General features: G+C 68.8%; 22 protein-coding genes and 1 riboswitch. Of the genes, 11 read left to right on the top strand and 11 right to left on the bottom strand.

Going from position 1 to position 16,500, the window contains the following annotated elements:
* Nucleotide 1: 1 nt before the first annotated feature.
* Nucleotides 2–490, bottom strand: coding sequence for an RNA polymerase-binding transcription factor CarD (carD, locus tag ACIHA7_RS27855; RefSeq protein ID WP_011206964.1), 489 nt, complete (start codon nt 488–490; stop codon nt 2–4).
* Between the two features lie 361 nt (nt 491–851).
* Here carD and ACIHA7_RS27850 point away from each other — a divergent pair, with 361 nt between their 5' ends.
* Together ACIHA7_RS27850 and radA are read left to right on the top strand one after the other, a co-directional pair.
* Nucleotides 852–1,559 carry a hypothetical protein gene (locus ACIHA7_RS27850; RefSeq protein ID WP_397293905.1) on the top strand — a complete coding sequence of 236 codons (708 nt, stop codon included), beginning with the start codon at nt 852–854 and terminating at the stop codon, nt 1,557–1,559.
* 130 nt (nt 1,560–1,689) lie between these two features.
* Entirely contained in the window at nt 1,690–3,102 is a 1,413-nt protein-coding gene (radA, locus tag ACIHA7_RS27845; protein WP_397293904.1) for a DNA repair protein RadA, read from the top strand.
* 25 nt (nt 3,103–3,127) lie between these two features.
* On the opposite strand, the gene ACIHA7_RS27840 is transcribed toward radA, so the two are convergent.
* Together ACIHA7_RS27840 and ACIHA7_RS27835 are read right to left on the bottom strand one after the other, a co-directional pair.
* Nucleotides 3,128–3,817 carry a hypothetical protein gene (locus ACIHA7_RS27840; RefSeq protein WP_397293903.1) on the bottom strand — a complete coding sequence of 230 codons (690 nt, stop codon included), beginning with the start codon at nt 3,815–3,817 and terminating at the stop codon, nt 3,128–3,130.
* Between the two features lie 122 nt (nt 3,818–3,939).
* The gene (locus ACIHA7_RS27835; RefSeq protein ID WP_397293902.1) at nt 3,940–4,563 is read right to left on the bottom strand and encodes a carbonic anhydrase; all 624 of its coding nucleotides are present in this window, start codon (nt 4,561–4,563) and stop codon (nt 3,940–3,942) included.
* Nucleotides 4,564–4,653: 90 nt separating this feature from the next.
* Between ACIHA7_RS27835 and ACIHA7_RS27830 the strand changes: the two genes are divergently transcribed.
* A complete protein-coding gene (locus tag ACIHA7_RS27830; RefSeq protein WP_397293901.1) occupies nt 4,654–5,550 on the top strand; it encodes an A/G-specific adenine glycosylase in 897 nt (298 codons plus the stop codon).
* Between the two features lie 14 nt (nt 5,551–5,564).
* Here ACIHA7_RS27830 and ACIHA7_RS27825 read toward each other — a convergent pair whose 3' ends face one another.
* A complete protein-coding gene (locus tag ACIHA7_RS27825) occupies nt 5,565–6,311 on the bottom strand; it encodes an alpha/beta fold hydrolase (RefSeq protein WP_397293900.1) in 747 nt (248 codons plus the stop codon).
* Between the two features lie 93 nt (nt 6,312–6,404).
* Here ACIHA7_RS27825 and mhuD point away from each other — a divergent pair, with 93 nt between their 5' ends.
* From mhuD to ACIHA7_RS27805, 4 genes are all read left to right on the top strand, one after another.
* The gene (gene mhuD, locus ACIHA7_RS27820) at nt 6,405–6,719 is read left to right on the top strand and encodes a mycobilin-forming heme oxygenase MhuD (RefSeq protein ID WP_397293899.1); all 315 of its coding nucleotides are present in this window, start codon (nt 6,405–6,407) and stop codon (nt 6,717–6,719) included.
* A gap of 70 nt (nt 6,720–6,789) precedes the next feature.
* A riboswitch (cobalamin riboswitch) is annotated at nt 6,790–6,955 on the top strand.
* Between the two features lie 26 nt (nt 6,956–6,981).
* Nucleotides 6,982–7,176 (top strand): CbtB-domain containing protein, encoded by a 195-nt coding sequence (locus ACIHA7_RS27815; RefSeq protein WP_039794710.1) that lies wholly within the window; start codon nt 6,982–6,984, stop codon nt 7,174–7,176.
* Nucleotides 7,167–8,000 carry a CbtA family protein gene (locus tag ACIHA7_RS27810; protein ID WP_397293898.1) on the top strand — a complete coding sequence of 278 codons (834 nt, stop codon included), beginning with the start codon at nt 7,167–7,169 and terminating at the stop codon, nt 7,998–8,000. The genes ACIHA7_RS27815 and ACIHA7_RS27810 overlap by 10 nt, the downstream gene beginning before the upstream one ends.
* A 35-nt stretch (nt 8,001–8,035) precedes the next feature.
* Nucleotides 8,036–8,527 (top strand): hypothetical protein, encoded by a 492-nt coding sequence (locus ACIHA7_RS27805; protein WP_397293897.1) that lies wholly within the window; start codon nt 8,036–8,038, stop codon nt 8,525–8,527.
* Between the two features lie 72 nt (nt 8,528–8,599).
* Here ACIHA7_RS27805 and ACIHA7_RS27800 read toward each other — a convergent pair whose 3' ends face one another.
* From ACIHA7_RS27800 to ACIHA7_RS27790, 3 genes are all read right to left on the bottom strand, one after another.
* Complete coding sequence (locus ACIHA7_RS27800) at nt 8,600–9,040, bottom strand: OsmC family peroxiredoxin (RefSeq protein WP_397293896.1); 441 nt, start codon at nt 9,038–9,040, stop codon at nt 8,600–8,602.
* A gap of 181 nt (nt 9,041–9,221) precedes the next feature.
* Nucleotides 9,222–9,542, bottom strand: coding sequence for a DMT family transporter (locus tag ACIHA7_RS27795; RefSeq protein ID WP_397293895.1), 321 nt, complete (start codon nt 9,540–9,542; stop codon nt 9,222–9,224).
* Between the two features lies 1 nt (nt 9,543).
* Nucleotides 9,544–10,191, bottom strand: a complete 648-nt coding sequence (locus ACIHA7_RS27790; protein WP_397293894.1) for an FMN-dependent NADH-azoreductase — start codon at nt 10,189–10,191, stop codon at nt 9,544–9,546.
* Between the two features lie 173 nt (nt 10,192–10,364).
* Here ACIHA7_RS27790 and ACIHA7_RS27785 point away from each other — a divergent pair, with 173 nt between their 5' ends.
* On the top strand, nt 10,365–10,967 hold the full coding sequence (locus ACIHA7_RS27785) for a TetR/AcrR family transcriptional regulator (protein WP_397293893.1): 603 nt from the start codon (nt 10,365–10,367) through the stop codon (nt 10,965–10,967).
* Between the two features lie 52 nt (nt 10,968–11,019).
* On the opposite strand, the gene ACIHA7_RS27780 is transcribed toward ACIHA7_RS27785, so the two are convergent.
* Both ACIHA7_RS27780 and ACIHA7_RS27775 read right to left on the bottom strand, forming a co-directional pair.
* Nucleotides 11,020–11,871 (bottom strand): ABC transporter permease, encoded by an 852-nt coding sequence (locus ACIHA7_RS27780; RefSeq protein WP_397293892.1) that lies wholly within the window; start codon nt 11,869–11,871, stop codon nt 11,020–11,022.
* Nucleotides 11,868–12,770 (bottom strand): ABC transporter ATP-binding protein, encoded by a 903-nt coding sequence (locus ACIHA7_RS27775; RefSeq protein ID WP_397293891.1) that lies wholly within the window; start codon nt 12,768–12,770, stop codon nt 11,868–11,870. Before ACIHA7_RS27775 ends, ACIHA7_RS27780 begins: the two co-directional genes overlap by 4 nt.
* Nucleotides 12,771–12,933: 163 nt before the next feature.
* On the opposite strand from ACIHA7_RS27775, the gene ACIHA7_RS27770 reads away from it, so the two are divergent.
* A complete protein-coding gene (locus ACIHA7_RS27770) occupies nt 12,934–14,415 on the top strand; it encodes a sensor histidine kinase (RefSeq protein ID WP_397293890.1) in 1,482 nt (493 codons plus the stop codon).
* A gap of 89 nt (nt 14,416–14,504) precedes the next feature.
* Nucleotides 14,505–15,167 carry a response regulator gene (locus ACIHA7_RS27765; protein ID WP_397293889.1) on the top strand — a complete coding sequence of 221 codons (663 nt, stop codon included), beginning with the start codon at nt 14,505–14,507 and terminating at the stop codon, nt 15,165–15,167.
* A gap of 6 nt (nt 15,168–15,173) precedes the next feature.
* Here ACIHA7_RS27765 and ACIHA7_RS27760 read toward each other — a convergent pair whose 3' ends face one another.
* Nucleotides 15,174–15,821 (bottom strand): VWA domain-containing protein, encoded by a 648-nt coding sequence (locus tag ACIHA7_RS27760; protein WP_397293888.1) that lies wholly within the window; start codon nt 15,819–15,821, stop codon nt 15,174–15,176.
* A 121-nt stretch (nt 15,822–15,942) separates the two neighbouring features.
* On the opposite strand from ACIHA7_RS27760, the gene ACIHA7_RS27755 reads away from it, so the two are divergent.
* Entirely contained in the window at nt 15,943–16,209 is a 267-nt protein-coding gene (locus ACIHA7_RS27755; RefSeq protein ID WP_397293887.1) for an SHOCT domain-containing protein, read from the top strand.
* Between the two features lie 62 nt (nt 16,210–16,271).
* Here ACIHA7_RS27755 and ACIHA7_RS27750 read toward each other — a convergent pair.
* A partial coding sequence (locus tag ACIHA7_RS27750; RefSeq protein WP_397293886.1) for a Clp protease occupies nt 16,272–16,500 on the bottom strand: 229 nt, incomplete at its 5' end.

Genomic DNA, 16,500 nt, shown 5'->3' with positions numbered 1-16,500 from the left:
GTCAGGAAGCCGCGGCGAGGACCTCGTCCAGCAGCGTCTCGGCCTTGCCGTCATCGGTGCCTTCGGCGAGCGCGAGCTCACCGACGAGGATCTGACGGGCCTTGGCGAGCATCCGCTTCTCACCGGCGGACAGGCCGCGATCCTGCTCACGACGCCACAGGTCGCGGACGACCTCGGCCACCTTGTTCACATCGCCGGAGGCGAGCTTCTCCAGGTTGGCCTTGTAACGGCGGGACCAGTTGGTCGGCTCCTCCGTGTGCGGCGCGCGCAGGACCTGGAAGACTCGATCGAGACCCTCCTGGCCGACGACGTCACGTACGCCGACGTATTCGGCGTTCTCAGCGGGAACCCGAACAGTCAGATCGCCCTGGGCGACCTTCAGGACCAGATACTCTTTTTGCTCACCCTTGATGGTGCGAGTCTCGATAGCTTCGATCAGCGCCGCTCCGTGGTGGGGGTAAACGACGGTGTCTCCGACCTTAAAAATCATGTGTCCCGTGCCCCTTTCGATGTTCACAGTTTAACATGCGACTCGGTAACGGCGCGATCAACTGTGCAGGTCAGGGCCACAACGAGGCAGCCGTGGGGCTTGACAGAACCCGCCTGGTGTGCATTACGTTGTGCCAGAACAGGTTACCTCCAGCCCCCGCCACCGTCCCGGCCCCCGACCTGAGCTGGCAGTGCGTCCGCTATCCCGGCGACGCTCGACCGATCTGTTATCAACCACCCGCGCGTCGCGAGCCCCGGCTCCCGGTCCGCAGCGGGAACTACTACGCTCCCTAGTTATTACTCTCCCTTGCGGAGTGAGCCCGGTCGACATGGAGGGACAACCCGTGACTGCCCTGAAAGCTGTGACCGCCCTGAAAAAGGCGCGACGTCGCATGGTGCCGGTTGCCGCACTCGCCGCAGGCGCGGCGATCGCGCTGACCGGCTGTAGCTCGGGCCAGATCTCGCAGACCGCCGACCAGGTGGCCGCGATCAACGGCAACAACGCCGACGTCGGCAAGATCGCGCTGCGCAACGTGCACATCGTCTACCCCGCCGGTGGCACCGAGTACAACAACACCAAGGGCGGCAAGGCGGTCATCGCCCTGTCGATCATCAACAACAGCCCGTCCGTGCCCGACGAGCTGACCAGCCTCACCTCCGACCTCGGCACGGTGAAGATCACCCCGGCCGCGGGCAAGCTGAAGGTCGAGCTGGCCCCGCAGCAGACCGTGGTCGCGGCCACCAAGCCGGTCAAGCCCGCGACGCAGGCCGGCGACTCGCACAGCGCGGCGCCGACCTCGGCCAAGCCGGGCACCCCTGGCGCGCACGGCGACGACCACGCCGCCGCACCCGTGGCAACCGACGATCCGGCGGCCCAGCCGATCCTGATCGAGATCACCGGGCTGACCAGGGATATCACCCCTGGCCTCACCTACAACGTGGCGTTCAACTTCAAGCAGAACGGCACCGTGCAGGTCCAGGTGCCGGTCGACGCCGGCACGCACACCGAGCGGCACGAGTCCGACCTCTCCGGTCCGGCCGAGGTCGAGCACCAGGGCGGCGGGCACTGACCGTCTAGCCTCCTTTACGAAACGGCTGCCGCACCCCTCGGGTACGGCAGCCGTTCGTTTATGTCGCCACGTGGTCCCGGCGCGCGCCGACGGCGGCCTTGTTGTCGGACGCGGTACGTAAGGTGCGCGTGTGGCAAAGACCAAGTCGATCTTCCGGTGCTCCGCCTGCACGCACGAGGTCGCCAAGTGGGTGGGTAAGTGCCCCGACTGCGGGGCGTGGGGCACCGTCGACGAGGTCGCCGTCGCGGCGACGGGGGCCGGTTCCCCCGCCAGGCGCGCGATGCTGCCGAGCACCGCCGCCGCACCGATCTCCAGCATCGACTCCCAGATCACCCAGGCCAGGTCGACGGGGGTCAGCGAGCTCGACCGGGTGCTCGGCGGGGGCGTTGTACCCGGCTCGGTGGTGCTGCTGTCCGGCGAGCCGGGCGTCGGCAAGTCGACCCTGCTGCTCGAGGTCGCGCACCGCTGGGCAAGACAGAACGACGCGAAGTCGCTCTACGTCACGGCCGAGGAGTCGGCGGGCCAGGTGCGGCTGCGGGCCGACCGGACCGGCGCGGTGCACGAGCGGGTGTACCTGGCCGCGGAGTCCGATCTGTCGATCGTGCTCGGGCATGTCGAGCAGGTGCGGCCGACGCTGCTGGTGGTCGACTCGGTGCAGACCATGCTCGCGCCCGAGGTGGACGGCGTGATCGGCGGTGTCACCCAGGTGCGCGCGGTCACCGCCGCACTGACCTCGCTGGCCAAGGCGACCGGGATCGCCGTGCTGCTGGTCGGGCACGTCACCAAGGACGGCAATGTCGCGGGCCCGCGCACGCTGGAACACCTCGTCGACGTGGTGCTGCAGTTCGAGGGCGACAAGAACTCCACGCTGCGCATGGTGCGCGGCATCAAGAACCGCTTCGGCAGCGCCGACGAGGTCGGCTGCTTCGAACTGCACGAGGACGGCATCGCCTGCGTCGACGACCCGTCCGGCCTCTTCCTGCACCACCGCACCGATTCGGTGCCCGGCACCGCGGTCACGGTGGCGATGGACGGCAAGCGGCCGCTGGTCGCCGAGGTGCAGGGCCTGACGGTGGAGACCGAGATCCCGAATCCGCGCCGCGCGGTCAGCGGCCTCGACTACAACCGGGTCGCGATGGTGCTCGCCGTGCTGCAGAGCCGGGGCAAGGTGTTCATCGGCAAGTCCGACGTGTACGCCGCGACGGTCGGCGGCATGCGCCTGCTGGAGCCCGCCGCCGATCTGGCCATCACGCTCGCCATCGCCAGCGCCAACTCGGAGGTGGCGATTCCGGCGGGCTGGGTGATCCTCGGCGAGGTCGGGCTGGCCGGCGAGGTGCGCAAGGTGACCGGACTCGAACGCAGGCTGGCCGAGGCCGAGCGGCTCGGCTTCACCACCGCGCTGGTGCCGCCGGGCTATGCCCCGCTCAAGCGCGGCGGCATGAAGATCCACGAGGTCGCCGACGTGCGCGCGGCCATCCGCATCACCGGCACCCGCAAGCGGCGCGCGACGAAGGAGGCGACCGAGGTGGCCCCCGATTTTTAACGGGGCCAACCGAATTCGCGGCGGCTCAGGTGGTGGTCAGGTTGAACGGCTCCGGCGAACTGTGCAGCGAACCGAATTGCGCGATGACCTGATAGGCGCCCGCGGGCACCGGCACCCGCTCGCCGACGCAGCCCGGCTGCGACGTGGTGCCCGACCAGCGCACCGTGAACAGCGCCTGCTCACCGGGTTTCAGGTTGCGCGCGTTCGACTCGTCCACCGGGGAACAATCCGAACTCGTCCAGAACCGGCGCTGGCCGTCCAGCGAGAGCACCGACGCCTGGATCTGCGCCAGGTTCATATCGCGCTGGCACAGCACGCTGGAAATGTTGGTGATGACGATGCGGAAGTTCGGCTGCTCGCCGACCCGATAGGTCGGCTGATCCACGCTGATCTTGATGGCCAGCGACTGATCCGGGCACTGACCCGCCCCCGCGGCAGGCTCGTTCGAGGCCGACGAGCCGACGCTCGACGGTGCGGGCGTGCCGGATTCGCTCGGCTCGGCGGCCTTCGTCGTCGAGGCATCGGCGGGCTTGCTCGTCGTGCTGGACGACGCGCCTGCCGCGACGGGCTTCGAGTCGCCGGGCGAGTCACCGCCGCGGGAGACCGTCAGTACCAGCCAGATGACCAGCGCCAGCGCGACGACCAGGGCGCCGATCGCCAATGCGCGACGACGCCAATAGATCTCCGGTGGCAGCGGTCCATTCGGTTCCAGCACGCCTCAACGGTAAGGGCACCATCGGGCGCAGCGACTCATGCCCGCGGCGTGTCGGTCCGGAATGGGTGATCGTGGCGAGTAGATTCCGGCCCGCACGCAGGGGAAACTCCGGCGACCCCGGCTCAGGCGAGCTCGCCGATGTTGCCGACGACACGCTGCAACTGCACCTTGCCTTCGGCGAGCCTGTATGTGACACAGGCGATCGCGAGCTCACCGGTCGCCACCCGCTGCGAGATGATCATCGACCGCTGCATGAGCAACCTGCTCGTCTCCACCACGTGCCTGGCCTCCATCTCGTCGACGGTGGACAGGCCCTCCCTGCGTCCGATCAGAATGGACGGCGTGACCTTCTCGACCACGCTGCGGATGAATCCGCCGGGCACCTCACCGCCGTCGAGCGCGTCGATGGTGGCCTTCACGGCGCCGCAACTGTCGTGGCCGAGCACCACGATCAGCGGCACGTCGAGCACCTGCACCCCGTACTCGATCGAGCCGAGCACGGAACTGTCGACGACATGGCCCGCGGTGCGCACCACGAACATGTCGCCGAGTCCCTGATCGAAGATCAGCTCGGCGGCGACTCGCGAGTCACCGCAACCGAAGAGGATCGCGGACGGATGCTGGCCGGCGACGAGCTTGGCTCGGTCGTTGGCGCCCTGGCTAGGATGCAGCAGCGCACCGGAGACGAAACGGTCGTTGCCTTCACGCAAAGACTTCCAGGCACTGACCGGATTGGAATCAGGCATACCGATCATTGTGCACAAGGCTCGTGTTACCAGCCAGTTCGTTTGGTTACAGGTCGGCAAATACCGACCGGCAGCAGTAGGACAGGAACAGTGAGGAAAGCACCGAACAGCATCGATGCGGACGTGTTGCTCGACTGGTACGCCGAGACCGCACGCGACCTTCCGTGGCGTCGCGCCGAGGTCACCGCGTGGCAGATCCTGATGAGCGAGATCATGCTGCAGCAGACGCCGGTGGTCCGGGTCGAGCCGATCTGGCGCGAGTGGGTGGCGCGCTGGCCGGTGCCGTCGGCGATGGCGGCCTCCTCGCAGGCGGAGGTGTTGCGCGCCTGGGGCAAGCTCGGCTATCCGCGCCGCGCGCTGCGGCTGCACGAGTGCGCCAGGGTGCTCGCGGCCGAGCACGGCGACGAGGTGCCCGCCGATGTCGAGGTGTTGCTGAGCCTGCCCGGCATCGGGGCATACACCGCGCGGGCGGTCGCGTGTTTCGCCTACGGACAACGGGTTCCGGTGGTCGACACCAATGTGCGCCGGGTGGTCGCCCGTGCCGTGCACGGGCGAGCAGAGGCCGGTAACCCGTCCTCGCGCGACCTGCCGGAGACCGAAGCCCTACTGCCGCAACAGATCGACCGCGCCGCGGTGTTCTCGGCCGCGCTGATGGAGCTGGGCGCGACCGTGTGCACCGCCCGCACACCGGACTGCGCGCGCTGCCCGCTGCCGAGCTGCGCGTGGGTCACCGCGGGCCGTCCGGTCTCCGAAATCGTGCGCCGCACACAGAAATACGAGGGCACCGACCGCCAAGCCCGCGGGCGCCTGCTCGACGTGCTGCGCGGCGCGACCGGCCCGGTGGAACGGGTGCGGCTGGATCTGGCGTGGCCGCGCGACCCGGGCCAGCGGGCCCGTGCCCTGGACTCACTGCTGGTCGACGGGTTGATCGAGCAGACCGTCGATGGCCTGTTCGCCCTCGCGGGCGAAGGCGGCATCGGCGCCTGACCGGGTGCGCCGCGCTAGAGGTTCAGGACGCGGCGCAGAAAACGTTCGACCTCGGCGCGGTAGTGCTCGGGCTGGTCGTCGTGCACGAGATGCGCTGCGCCGGCGACGAGTACGTGCTCGGCGTCGGGATGGATCTCGGCCATCCGCCGCATCTGGCCGGGCGGGGTGATGGTGTGCTCGCCCTCCAGCAGCAGGGCGGGCACGCGGATGGCGTGCCACTGCGGCCAGAAGTCGCGACCGCCCCACTCCTCGGAGATGTCGCGGAAGGTCGCGACCGAGCCGTGCAGCCGGTAGCCGTCCGGACCGTGCTCGAACGAGTTCAGGAAGTACCGCCCGGCGACCGGCCCGAAGAACTTCAGTACCGCCGCCGCGTCCGGAAACGGCTGCGGCCACGCCTCGATCATCGCCGCCCAGTTCGCCGCCGTGCGGCCGGTGAAGTCCGGGGCGATGTCCTCGATCACCAGTGCGCGCACCCGCTGCGGGTGCGTCGCGGCGAAGACCCAGCCGTGCAGCGCGCCCATCGAATGCCCGATCACCACCATGGGCTCGGCGATGCCCGCGGTCGCGGCGGCCAGGTCGGCGACGAAGGCCTCGGTGGTCAACTCGGCAGGAGCCGGTCTGCCGTGGCCCGCGGCATCGAAGGTGTAGACGTGGCCGTAGTCGCGCAGCCAGTCCAGTTGGTCGTGCCAGGTCCGGGCGCTGCCCATCAGCCCGTGCAGCAGCAGGATCGGTACCCCCGCTCCGCCTTCGTCGTGCAACACCCCGCCGATTCTGCCGGGCTCGCGCGTGGCGTGCGCACTGCCCCCGATACGGCCCATATCGAGTGGCCGCTCGCTGGTCGTATTGTCGAGGCCATGGCTGTAGTGAAGATCAACGCGATCGAGGTTCCCGAGGGCGCAGGCCCCGAGTTGGAGAAGCGGTTCGCCCACCGTGCGCACGCGGTCGAGGGTTCGCCCGGCTTCCTCGGCTTCCAGTTGCTCCGGCCGGTCGCCGGCGAGAACCGGTACTTCGTTGTCACCCAGTGGGATTCGGAGGAGTCGTTCGCGGCCTGGCGGGACGGGCCCGCGCGCGAGGCGCACGCGGGCGAGCGGCAGAAGCCGGTCTCCACGGGTGCCTCGCTGCTCGAATTCGAGGTGGTTCTCGACGTGGCCGCGAAGCCGGCGAGCTGACGTAGTTCAGGATGGCCGGGCGGGCCGACCTGCCCGGCGACTCGCCCGACGACGGGGCGCGGTCCGCGCTGGTCATATTGACGTCGGGTGCCTCCAGGTGTCACAGTTCGAAGGACAAAACGCGAGGGTGATGCGGTAATCCGGTGAGATTCCGGAGCGGTCGCGCCACTGTGTTCCATGCATCGAGCCCCTGGGTGCCGGACAGCCAGACACCGGCACTCTCGCCCCCATCGACGGGACGCGCATCCCTAGGAGGACTCGCATGGCTATCGCGCATTCGCCGAGCCGGGCAACCGATTCACTCGCCACTGTGCTCGTCACGGTAGGTGTCGTTCTTCTCGCACTGCTCACCCTGTACCTGGTCGGTTTCGATCAGGGCGTCATCTCGCGCAGCGGGATGTACCTGCACGAGCTGATGCACGACGGACGCCACCTGCTGGGACTGCCGTGCCACTGAGTCCACCCACCCCGCCGACTCCATCGTCTGCCCTCCCCCTGATCGGTTCGCTCAGGACCCTCCTGCTGCGCGGACTTCTAGCGGGCCTCATCGCGGGCCTGCTGGCCGCATCGGTCGGCTACTTCGTCGGCGAGCCGAAGGTCGACGCCGCCATCGCCATCGAGGAAGCCGGTTCCGCCGCGGGTCACCCGCACGGCGCGGAACCGGAGGCGAGCGGCGGACATTCGCACGGCGACGAGGAAGAACCACTGGTCAGCCGCGCCGGGCAGAAGGCGGGACAGTTCCTCGCCCTCGGCCTGGCCGGCCTGGCGCTCGGCGCGATCTTCGCCTCGGTCGCGCATTTCGCGCGGCGCCACACGACGTTGTCCGGGCCGGCACTCGCACTCGTACTAGGCCTCGGCGGCTGGGCCGCGGTCGTCGCGGTGCCGTTCTTCAAGTATCCGGCGAACCCACCTGCGGTCGGTGATCCGGACACGATCAACCAGCGCACCCTGCTGTGGTTGGCGGCAGTACTGCTCGGCCTGGTGGCGGTCGGTGTGGGCGGGTACGTCTACAAGGTGCTGCGCGGGCGGTTGGGCATGCTGCGGCTGATCGCCGGGGTCGCCGCGTTCGTCCTCGTCACGGCGGTGGGCTACATCCTGCTGCCCGGCGTCGACGAGGTGAAGGCGGACTTCCCGGCCACCCTGCTGTGGCAGTTCCGGGTGGCGTCGCTGGCCCAGACCGCGACGCTGTGGGCCTGCCTGGCCCTCGGCTTCGCCGCGCTCACCGAATTCGCCACGCGCACTGATACTCCGGTACGAGAGTCGATCGCTACCGCAGGCTGATCCACATCCGGAAGACGAGGGGCAGTGTCGGTGTCATGACCGACACCGCCCTTTCGCTGTGGCCCGCATCGCTTCGTTCGGGTGCGCCCGTGCAGCCGCCACGCGCCATCCGTATCGCCTACCTCGGCATGGCCGTCGCACTGCTCGCCGGAGTCGCCGAGGGGATTGTTCGGGCCGCCGCTGTGCTCGAACGCCAGGAGGCGGACCTGGCCGGCCTGGCGACCGGTCTCGCCGTGCGGCTCGGCATCTACCTGGTCGTGCTGATGGTCACCGTCCGGATGACGCACGGCGCCCGCTGGGCGCGGCTGGTACTGACCTTCGGCATCGGCGTGATCGGCCTGCTGTCACTGGTCATCGAACCGCTGGCCGCGCTGCTGTCCGCCGACGAGTTCGGCGACCTGTTCGCGAACATCACCGTCGAATCCGCGACCGTCGGCCTGTTCCGCGCGATCCACATCGCCGCGGTCCTGGTCGCCATCCCGGCGATGTACCACCCCGAAGCCCGTCGCTTCTTTCGCCGGGCCTGAACATCGCATAACCCCATGGCTTTTCGCACACCCGCCGGTGTGCGAAAAACCATGTGGCGGTGCGAGTGACAACTACGCCAGGGCTGCGTCGAGCGAGATGTGGTCGACGCCCGCGAGCGCCTTGCTGACCGGGCAGCCCGCCTTGGCCGCCTCCGCCGCGGCGGCGAAGGCATCGGCGTCGATACCGGAGACCTTGCCGCGGACGGTCAGCTTGATGCCGGAAATCCGGAAGCCACCGGCAGGGTCGGGGCCGAGGGTCACGTCGGCGGTGACGTCCAGGCTCTCCGGGGTGCCGCCCGCATTGCCGATCTGCGCCGAGAGCGCCATCGCGTAGCAGGAGGAGTGCGCGGCCGCGATGAGCTCCTCGGGGCTGGTGGTCCCGTCGGCCTCGTCGGCGGAGCGCTTGGGGAACGACACGTCGTACTTGCCGACCCCGGAGCTGGCCAGCTCGACCTGCCCGGACCCCTCCTGCAGAGAACCGGTCCAAGCGGTACGCGCGGTACGTGTAGGCATTAAATCCCTTTCACTGGTAAGCAATTTTCGATGCAGCCCCCGAGCTTAGCCAGCCCGCCGCCGCACGTCTCGGGGTCAGACTAGAGCGCCGCATTAGCAACCTTCACGACGCGGTACAGCAGCGCTCCGTCCCCGTCGGCCGTCCGAAACCCGGTGTGGTTCAGACGCTTCGGAGCCTGGCCTATTCCGGGTTGGTGACCCGCGCCAGTACGATCCCGCCCAGGATCAGCGAGAGCGCGAGCACCCGCCCCGCGCTGAGCGGGTCCTTGTGGACAACGATCCCGAGCCCGATCGCCCCGACCGCGCCGATTCCGGTGAACACCGCGTACGCGGTACCGACGGGCAAGGTCTGCATGGCCCTGGACAGCAGGTACACCGCGGTGGCGCCGAGCACGAAGCAGATCACGGTCGGCACCAGGCGGGTGAAGTTCTCCGTCGGTTTGATGCTCTGCGACCAGACGATCTCCACCAAGCCCGCGATACCGAGCAGCACCCAGTTCATGTCAGTACTCCTTCGCGAGGGCGCGGGCCGTCGCCATGGCCAGCGCGTACGACTCGTCGTGCTTACCGCGCAGGTGCGCCAGCGCGGGATCCTGCCTGGCATTGGCCAGTTCGGCGTGCACGAAAACGGTGTCCCGGACGGCGAAGTGGCCCGCGAAGAAGTCGCGCAGGAACCGCTCCTGATAGTCGAAGGCGGCCTTCGGCGCACCGGGTGTGTACGCGCCGCCCCGGGCGCTCACCACGACGAAACGGCGGTGTCCCAACGACATTCGCGGGAAGGTCACCTGGTCCAGCCAGGCCTTGAGCGACGCCGGAATCGAGTAGTTGTACATCGGGGTGCCGATCAGGATGACGTCCGCGGCCAGCACCTCGGCCAGCAGCGGCTCGACGATCGCCCAGGCCGCGGCCTGCTCCGGTGTGCGCACCAACTCGCCGAGCCGGTCCAGGTCGGTGCTGTCCTGCGCGAGCACCGCATCGCACAGCTCGGTCCATGCCGCGTCGATGAACGGCACCGGCTCGGCCGCCAGGTCCCGGTAGCGATAGCCGCCGCCGGGGTTCTCGGCGCGCCAGGCTTCGGCGAACGCCGCGCTCAGCTCCCGGCTGATCGAACGGGTACGGGCGCTCGCATCCAGGTGCAGCAGGTTGCTCATGGTCAGACCTCACTCTGTGGTTCGTGTCGTCGATGCGGGCATCGACCGTGTGTCGGCACCGCGAAGTGCCCTGCCGTCAAGTGGACGAGTTGTCCACTTGACGACCGGCCTGACCGTAACCGACAAACGGACACATTGTCCACTTAGTCGTGAAATCCGGTACAGTCAGCGGCATGACCAGCCACAGGGATCTGCTCACCGGGCAAGCAGCGCCCCCAGCAGCCGTGCCCGAGCGCGCGGACGCGGCACGCAACCGGGCCAAGGTGCTGGCCGCGGCCGCCGAGCTGTTCGCCGCCCGCGACCCGCGCACCGTCACCATGGACGACATCGCCAAGGCGGCAGGCGTCGGCCGCGGCACGCTGTACCGGCGCTACCCGGACACCACTTCGATCGCCGTCGCCTTGCTCGACGAACACGAGCGCGCACTGCAGGAGCGGTTGCTCGGCGGCCCGCCACCGCTCGGCCCCGGTGCGCCGCCCGCCGAACGACTGGCCGCCTTCTACGGCGCGATGGTCGAATTACTGGACGCACACGCGGATTTGGTGCTCGGCGCGGAGACCGGCGGCGCGCGGTTCGCGACCGGCGCGTACGGGTTCTGGTACGCCCATGTGCGAGCGTTGCTGCTGGCAGGCAAGATTCCCGAACCCGACGCCCTGGTCGATCCGCTCCTCGCGCCCTTGGCGGCGGAGGTGTACCAGCAGCAAATCAGCCGGGGCCTGACCTCGGCGGAGATCGCCGACGCGCTGGGGCAACTCGCCCGCTCGGTGCTCGGCTGACATACGAAAGCCGCTGGTGGTTGCCCACCAACGGCTTTCGGTTCAGACTCGCTCACACGAGGTCGCGACTGCGCATCAGCCAGAGTGTCCCCGCCACGAAGGCCACGATGTAGCCTCCGAGCACGATCAATGCTTCGGTGCGGGTCAGGATGTCGAGCACCCCGGGCGTCCCGGCTCCGACCGTCCGCATCGCGCCGGCCAGGGAACCGGCCGCCGTACCGGGCAGGTGATCGGTGATCACCGCGATCGGCGCGAAGATGGCCGCGACACCGCGCAGCAGGTTCTCCACCACCAGCACCCAGACCAGCCCGAGACCGACGGCCAGCGCGGGTCCGCGCGCGAGTACCCCGATCAGCGCGCCCGCCAACGTCCACATGCCCAGAATCGCGGTGCCCGTGAGGATCCCGAGCGCCGACTGACGCGACGACGGCAGCGCGAGCGACTGCGACTGGGTCGCGCCGATCAGCGCCGCCACCCCGACGTCCACCACGAACGCGGTGAGCACCAACCCGATCACCACGGCAACCAGACTCACCACCACGCCGCCGACCGCACTGATCCGCGACGGGCCCTGGGTGAACACGGTTTTCCAAGTGCCCCAGCCGAATCCGCTGCCGGTGGTCAGCGCCCCGAGCACCAGCATCAGCGCACCGCCGAACATCGCCATGCCCTGGGTGAACACCGCGGGGACGGCGGCGGGCAGCATCTGTTGCAGCAGCGCATCTTTCGGCAGACCGTTCGACATGCGGGTCGACTCGCCCGAGGTGTAGGCGAGATAGTTGAACAGGTAGGAGAAGGTCAAGTTCAGCAGAATCCAGGTGCCGAGAACGATCCAGAACGCGGGCCACTTCCGCAGCCGCAGCGCCTCGGCCCTGGTACTCGCCAACAGGTCTCGCACAGTCATTTCGCCACTTCCAGCTGAGTCATCTCGAAAAACACTTCTTCCAGGGACTTTTCGTCGATCCGCAGTTCAAGCAGGTCCGCGCCCGCTTCGACGACCGCCCGCGCGACGGCGGGTGCGATGCCGGTCCCCGTCTCGATCCGGATGCCGCTCGCGGTCAGCATCGCGGCGCGTTCACCGACCACCGCCCGCACCGCGGGGAACGCCACTTCCAGCGGGTCGGCCCGCAGCAGCAGCGAGGAGCCGCCGCGCAGTTCGGTCACGGTCGACTCGACGAGCAGCTTGCCCTGCGCGATCACGCCAACCCGGTCGCAGATCTCCTGCACCTCGCTGAGCATGTGACTCGACAGCAGCACCGTGTGCCCGTCCCCGGCGAGAGTGGTGATCAGCTCCCGCATTTCGGCCATGCCCTGCGGGTCCAGACCGTTCGTCGGCTCATCCAGGATCAGCAGATCCGGCGTGCCGAGCAGCGCCGCACCGACTCCGAGCCGCTGCTTCATGCCCAGTGAGTAGGTGCGGAACTTGTCATCGGCGCGATCGGCCAGGCCGACCCTGGCCAGCGCGTGCTCCACCGCTGGGTAGCCGATGCCCCGGTACTTCGCGAGTACCCGCAGGTTGTCCCGCCCGGATAGGTACGGGTAGAAGCCGGGCCCCTCGATGAGCACGCCGATCCGGCGGACCACCGCGGGGTCACCCGGCGCGTGGCCTGCCACCGTCGCGACACCCTCGCTCGGCCGGATCAGCCCGACCAGCATGCGCAGCGTGGTCGTCTTGCCCGCACCGTTCGGACCGAGGAACCCGTAGATCTCCCCGGCCGCGACGCGCATACTCACACCGTCCACCGCGGTATGCGCGCCATAGCGTTTGGTCAACCCTCGGGTGACCACGATCGAATCTGTCATGCACCGAGAATCCGCCGCAGGCCGGTCTGCCACATCCGCCGCGCGGCGACGTTCGGTGTACGTACGGCGCACTACGCTCCAGCGTTACCTGAGTAATACGTAGCGAGGCGGACGCCGAACCGCGGGTAAGCCGAATAGGCTGCTGTAAGTGAGGGCAGGGATGATGAGTCGAAGCTCGCTTGGCTGGGATTGGGGCGTGGCGCTGGTCGTGGCCGCGCTCCAAATCGTGGGCGGCACGTTCGCGAACATGAGAATGGGCGAGAATTCCCTCGACTTCGTCGGGTACCTGCTACTACTCGCCGGTCCGGTAGCGCTGATCTGGCGGCGGGCCCGGCCGCTGCCGGTGCTGCTCGTCGCCTTCGGTGCCTGCCTGATCTATTCGACGCTCGGCTACGGGTACGGGCCGATCTTCTTGTCGTTGATCATCGCCTTCTTGACGGCGGCGAGCATCGGATCACGGTGGTGGACATACCCGCTCGTTCCGATCGGCTACGCCGTACTGATCTGGCCGTTGCCCGCGCTGCTCGGGCGCGGAGCGAACCTCTGGCAGATCTTCGCGCTGATGGCCTGGCTCGTCGTGTTGTTGTGCGCGGTGGAGGGCATTCGACAGCGCAAGACCGTGCTGATCGCGCGCAGGCAGCGGGCCGAGGCCGCGCGCCGGGATGAGGAAGCGCAGCGGGAGCGGCGGGCCAGCGAGGAGCGCCTCGCCATCGCTCGCGAGCTGCACGACGTACTGGCGCACAGCCTTTCGCTGATCAACGTGCAGTCCTCGGTCGCACTCGAGCTCTTCGACAAGAAGCCGGAACAGGCCGCCTCCGCCCTGGACGCGATCAAGACGGCCAGCCGCGACGCGCTCACCGAGGTGCACACGCTGCTGCACGCGATCCGCACCGGCGGCACCGTCGCGGACGAATCAGCCGACGCCGAGGACGAAATCGCCGATTCCGAGTCCGAGCGCGACGCACCGAGCCGGCGCCGTCCGCGCGGCTGGACCGGCCGCAATGCCGCTGGCGCCGAGCGTGTTTCGGCAGCGGACCAGCAATCGGGCAGGCCCGGCGGCGAATCCGGCGAACCCGAGCCACGCCCGGCCGCACCGCGCGCGCCCGCGCCGAGCATCGCCGAACTGGACACGCTGTTGCAACGCGCCCGCGCGGCCGGATTGACGGTGGGCACCAAGATAATCGGTGAACCACAGCAGCTGCCCAGCGTGATCGACGTGGCGGCCGCGCGCATCATCCAGGAGTCGCTGACCAACGTGGTACGGCACGCGCCGGGTGCGCAAGCAACGGTGACGGTGCGCTATGCGGCGCAATCGGTCGACCTCACCGTCGACAACTCCCGCCCGACCGCCCCCGCGACGCGGTCGGGAACCAGCGGCGGCAACGGGATCATCGGCATGCGCGAGCGGACCCACGCCCTCGGCGGCGCGCTCACCGCCGGTCCCCGCCCGAGCGGCGGGTTCCGGGTCGCGGCGCGGCTGCCGTTGCGCCCGATGGCGCCGAGCGCACACCGCCCGCTGCCCAGCCGCCCCGACAACCCGGCACCGCCCAGCCGCGTCGACGACGCGACCCGGCCCGACAATGTGCGGCCGATCCGGCCGGACGACAAAGCGCAGCAGCACAGCGCACCCGGGCCTGCACTGTAGGAGACACATGTGAACGAGCACCAGCGAGTGAACCGAAGACCCAGCAGGCACATCGGCGCGACGGAGCCGAGCGCACGCGAGGCACAGTCGTGACAATTCGGGTACTGGTGGCCGATGATCAGGCGCTGGTACGCGGCGGTTTCGTCGCGCTGCTCGAGGCGCAGGACGGCATCGAGGTGGTCGGCGAGGCGGACAACGGCGAGCAGGCCGTGCGGATGACCCGCAGCCTCACCCCGGACGTGGTGCTGATGGACATCAGGATGCCGATCCTGGACGGCCTCGCCGCCACCAGGATGATCGCCGAGGACGCCAAGCTGGCCGAGGTGAAGGTGGTCGTGCTGACCACCTTCGAGCTCGACGAGTACGTCTTCGAGGCGATGCGGTCCGGCGCAACGGGTTTCCTGGTCAAGCACACCGAGCCGGCCGATCTGGTACGCGCGGTCCGGGTGGTCGCGGCCGGTGACGCGCTGCTCTCCCCCGGTGTCACCCGCCGGCTGATCGCCGAATTCTCCGCGCACGCCAAAACCCCGCCACCGGCAACGCTTTCCGAGCTCACCGACCGCGAACGCGAGGTGCTGGTGCTGGTCGCCGAGGGCCTCACGAACGCGGAGATCGGCGAGCGGCTCTTCATGAGCCCGGCCACCGCCCGCACGCACGTCAGCCGCATTCTGATGAAGCTCGGCGCCCGCGACCGTACCCAATTGGTCGTGCTGGCTTATGAATCCGGCGTGGTGCGGCCGGGCTGGCACTGAGCGCGCCTAGGCGCTACCGGGATTGGATTGTTCGCGCTCGGCGGCGGTGAATCCGCCGCGTGGCGCGCCGGGCGGTGCGGTTTGCAGCCGGGCCGAGCTCGCCGACGCGGCGCGGAAGACTCCCGAAACTCCTTGCGGTGCGGCGGCATAGGTGATCGAGTTGCCCGGGTCGAAACCCATTCCGGTGCCGATCGCGACGGCGTCCATGTTCGCGCCGAGGAACAGGAAATTCCAGTTGTAGACGTCCTGCTGCTGGGTGATCAGCGACTTCACCGCGGTGTGGGTCCACTCCTTGCTCGAATTCTCGTGGCCGTCGGTGAGCACGACCACGATGACCGTGCCCGGCCGTTCGGGTTCGGGCCGCTTCGCCAGCTCCGCGCCGACATCGGTGACCAGCCTGCCGACCGCGTCGTACAGCGCGGTCATCCCGCGCGGCTGCAGGTCGAGCGGCGGTACCTGCGCGACCGGGCGGTTCGCGTAGACGCATTCGTATTCGGTGTCGAACTGCGCCAGCGTCACCTCGATCGTCTTGGGCAGCTTGCGCTGTTCCTCGATGAAGGCGCTGAATCCGCCCTCGGTGTCGGATTTGATGGACTGCATCGACCCCGAGCGGTCGAGTAGTACGGCGATCAGTGTCAGGTCTGGATTTGTCATGCGCACCCCCGGATCGGTTCTATGAACCCCCTCCAAAGTACGCGCGTACGCACTGCGGCGTAGGACGAGTGCCGACGCGCGCCCGATGTCCGGCGGTAGGTGCCCGGCGCAGGCTTTTGCCATGAATATTTCGTCACAGCCCGAAGTCGTGAACTGCCTTGCTGACCTCTACCACGACTGGGAGCCCTGGCCGTTCTTCTGGATTGTCCCGCTGCTGGTCTGGATCGTCGTCCTCACCGCGGCGCTGCTCGCTCGGCGCCTGTTCGGTAGGCGCGCCGACGGGGTCGGCGTGCTGCGCACCGCTTTCGCCCGCGGCGAGATCACCGAGGACGAGTACCGCAGCAGGCTTGCCGTATTGCGTGAACCCGACCGGCCCGCCAAGAGCTGACCATGCCCACAGACAACGAAAAGGCCCGCCCCCCACCGGGAGCGGGCCTTCACGCGGTGCTTTTACTCGCCTGCGGCTTCCGCGGTGCCTTCAGCGGCACCGGTCAGCACGACCTCGGGCTTGCCCTCGTCCTTGTCCGCCTTGGTCAGCTTCGTCTTGCCGGTGAAGGTGAACTTGGCGTCCTCGCCGGAGCCTTCGCCGTCCCAGCCTTCGACGTCGACGTAGACGGTTTGGCCGGGGCCGATCTCGCCGAAGAGGATTTTCTCCGAGAGTTGGTCTTCGATCTCGCGT

The organism is Nocardia sp. NPDC052316, assembly GCF_044547795.1.
GTDB lineage: Bacteria > Actinomycetota > Actinomycetes > Mycobacteriales > Mycobacteriaceae > Nocardia.
Note: the sequence above shows the minus strand (reverse complement) of the source record. Positions and strands in the feature narration are given on the sequence as shown.

Bases quoted from the DNA above. Each gene is read 5' to 3' on its own strand.
- ACIHA7_RS27790 (WP_397293894.1), bottom strand. From the start codon at position 10,191: ATGAGCAACCTGCTGCACCTGGATGCGAGCGCCCGTACCCGTTCGATC.
- ACIHA7_RS27800 (WP_397293896.1), bottom strand. From the start codon at position 9,040: ATGCCTACACGTACCGCGCGTACCGCTTGGACCGGTTCTCTGCAGGAG.
- ACIHA7_RS27805 (WP_397293897.1), top strand. From the start codon at position 8,036: ATGACCGACACCGCCCTTTCGCTGTGGCCCGCATCGCTTCGTTCGGGT.
- ACIHA7_RS27795 (WP_397293895.1), bottom strand. From the start codon at position 9,542: ATGAACTGGGTGCTGCTCGGTATCGCGGGCTTGGTGGAGATCGTCTGG.
- ACIHA7_RS27835 (WP_397293902.1), bottom strand. From the start codon at position 4,563: ATGCCTGATTCCAATCCGGTCAGTGCCTGGAAGTCTTTGCGTGAAGGC.
- ACIHA7_RS27785 (WP_397293893.1), top strand. From the start codon at position 10,365: ATGACCAGCCACAGGGATCTGCTCACCGGGCAAGCAGCGCCCCCAGCA.
- ACIHA7_RS27780 (WP_397293892.1), bottom strand. From the start codon at position 11,871: ATGACTGTGCGAGACCTGTTGGCGAGTACCAGGGCCGAGGCGCTGCGG.
- ACIHA7_RS27755 (WP_397293887.1), top strand. From the start codon at position 15,943: ATGAATATTTCGTCACAGCCCGAAGTCGTGAACTGCCTTGCTGACCTC.
- ACIHA7_RS27760 (WP_397293888.1), bottom strand. From the start codon at position 15,821: ATGACAAATCCAGACCTGACACTGATCGCCGTACTACTCGACCGCTCG.
- ACIHA7_RS27815 (WP_039794710.1), top strand. From the start codon at position 6,982: ATGGCTATCGCGCATTCGCCGAGCCGGGCAACCGATTCACTCGCCACT.
- carD (WP_011206964.1), bottom strand. From the start codon at position 490: ATGATTTTTAAGGTCGGAGACACCGTCGTTTACCCCCACCACGGAGCG.
- ACIHA7_RS27775 (WP_397293891.1), bottom strand. From the start codon at position 12,770: ATGACAGATTCGATCGTGGTCACCCGAGGGTTGACCAAACGCTATGGC.
- mhuD (WP_397293899.1), top strand. From the start codon at position 6,405: ATGGCTGTAGTGAAGATCAACGCGATCGAGGTTCCCGAGGGCGCAGGC.
- ACIHA7_RS27770 (WP_397293890.1), top strand. From the start codon at position 12,934: ATGAGTCGAAGCTCGCTTGGCTGGGATTGGGGCGTGGCGCTGGTCGTG.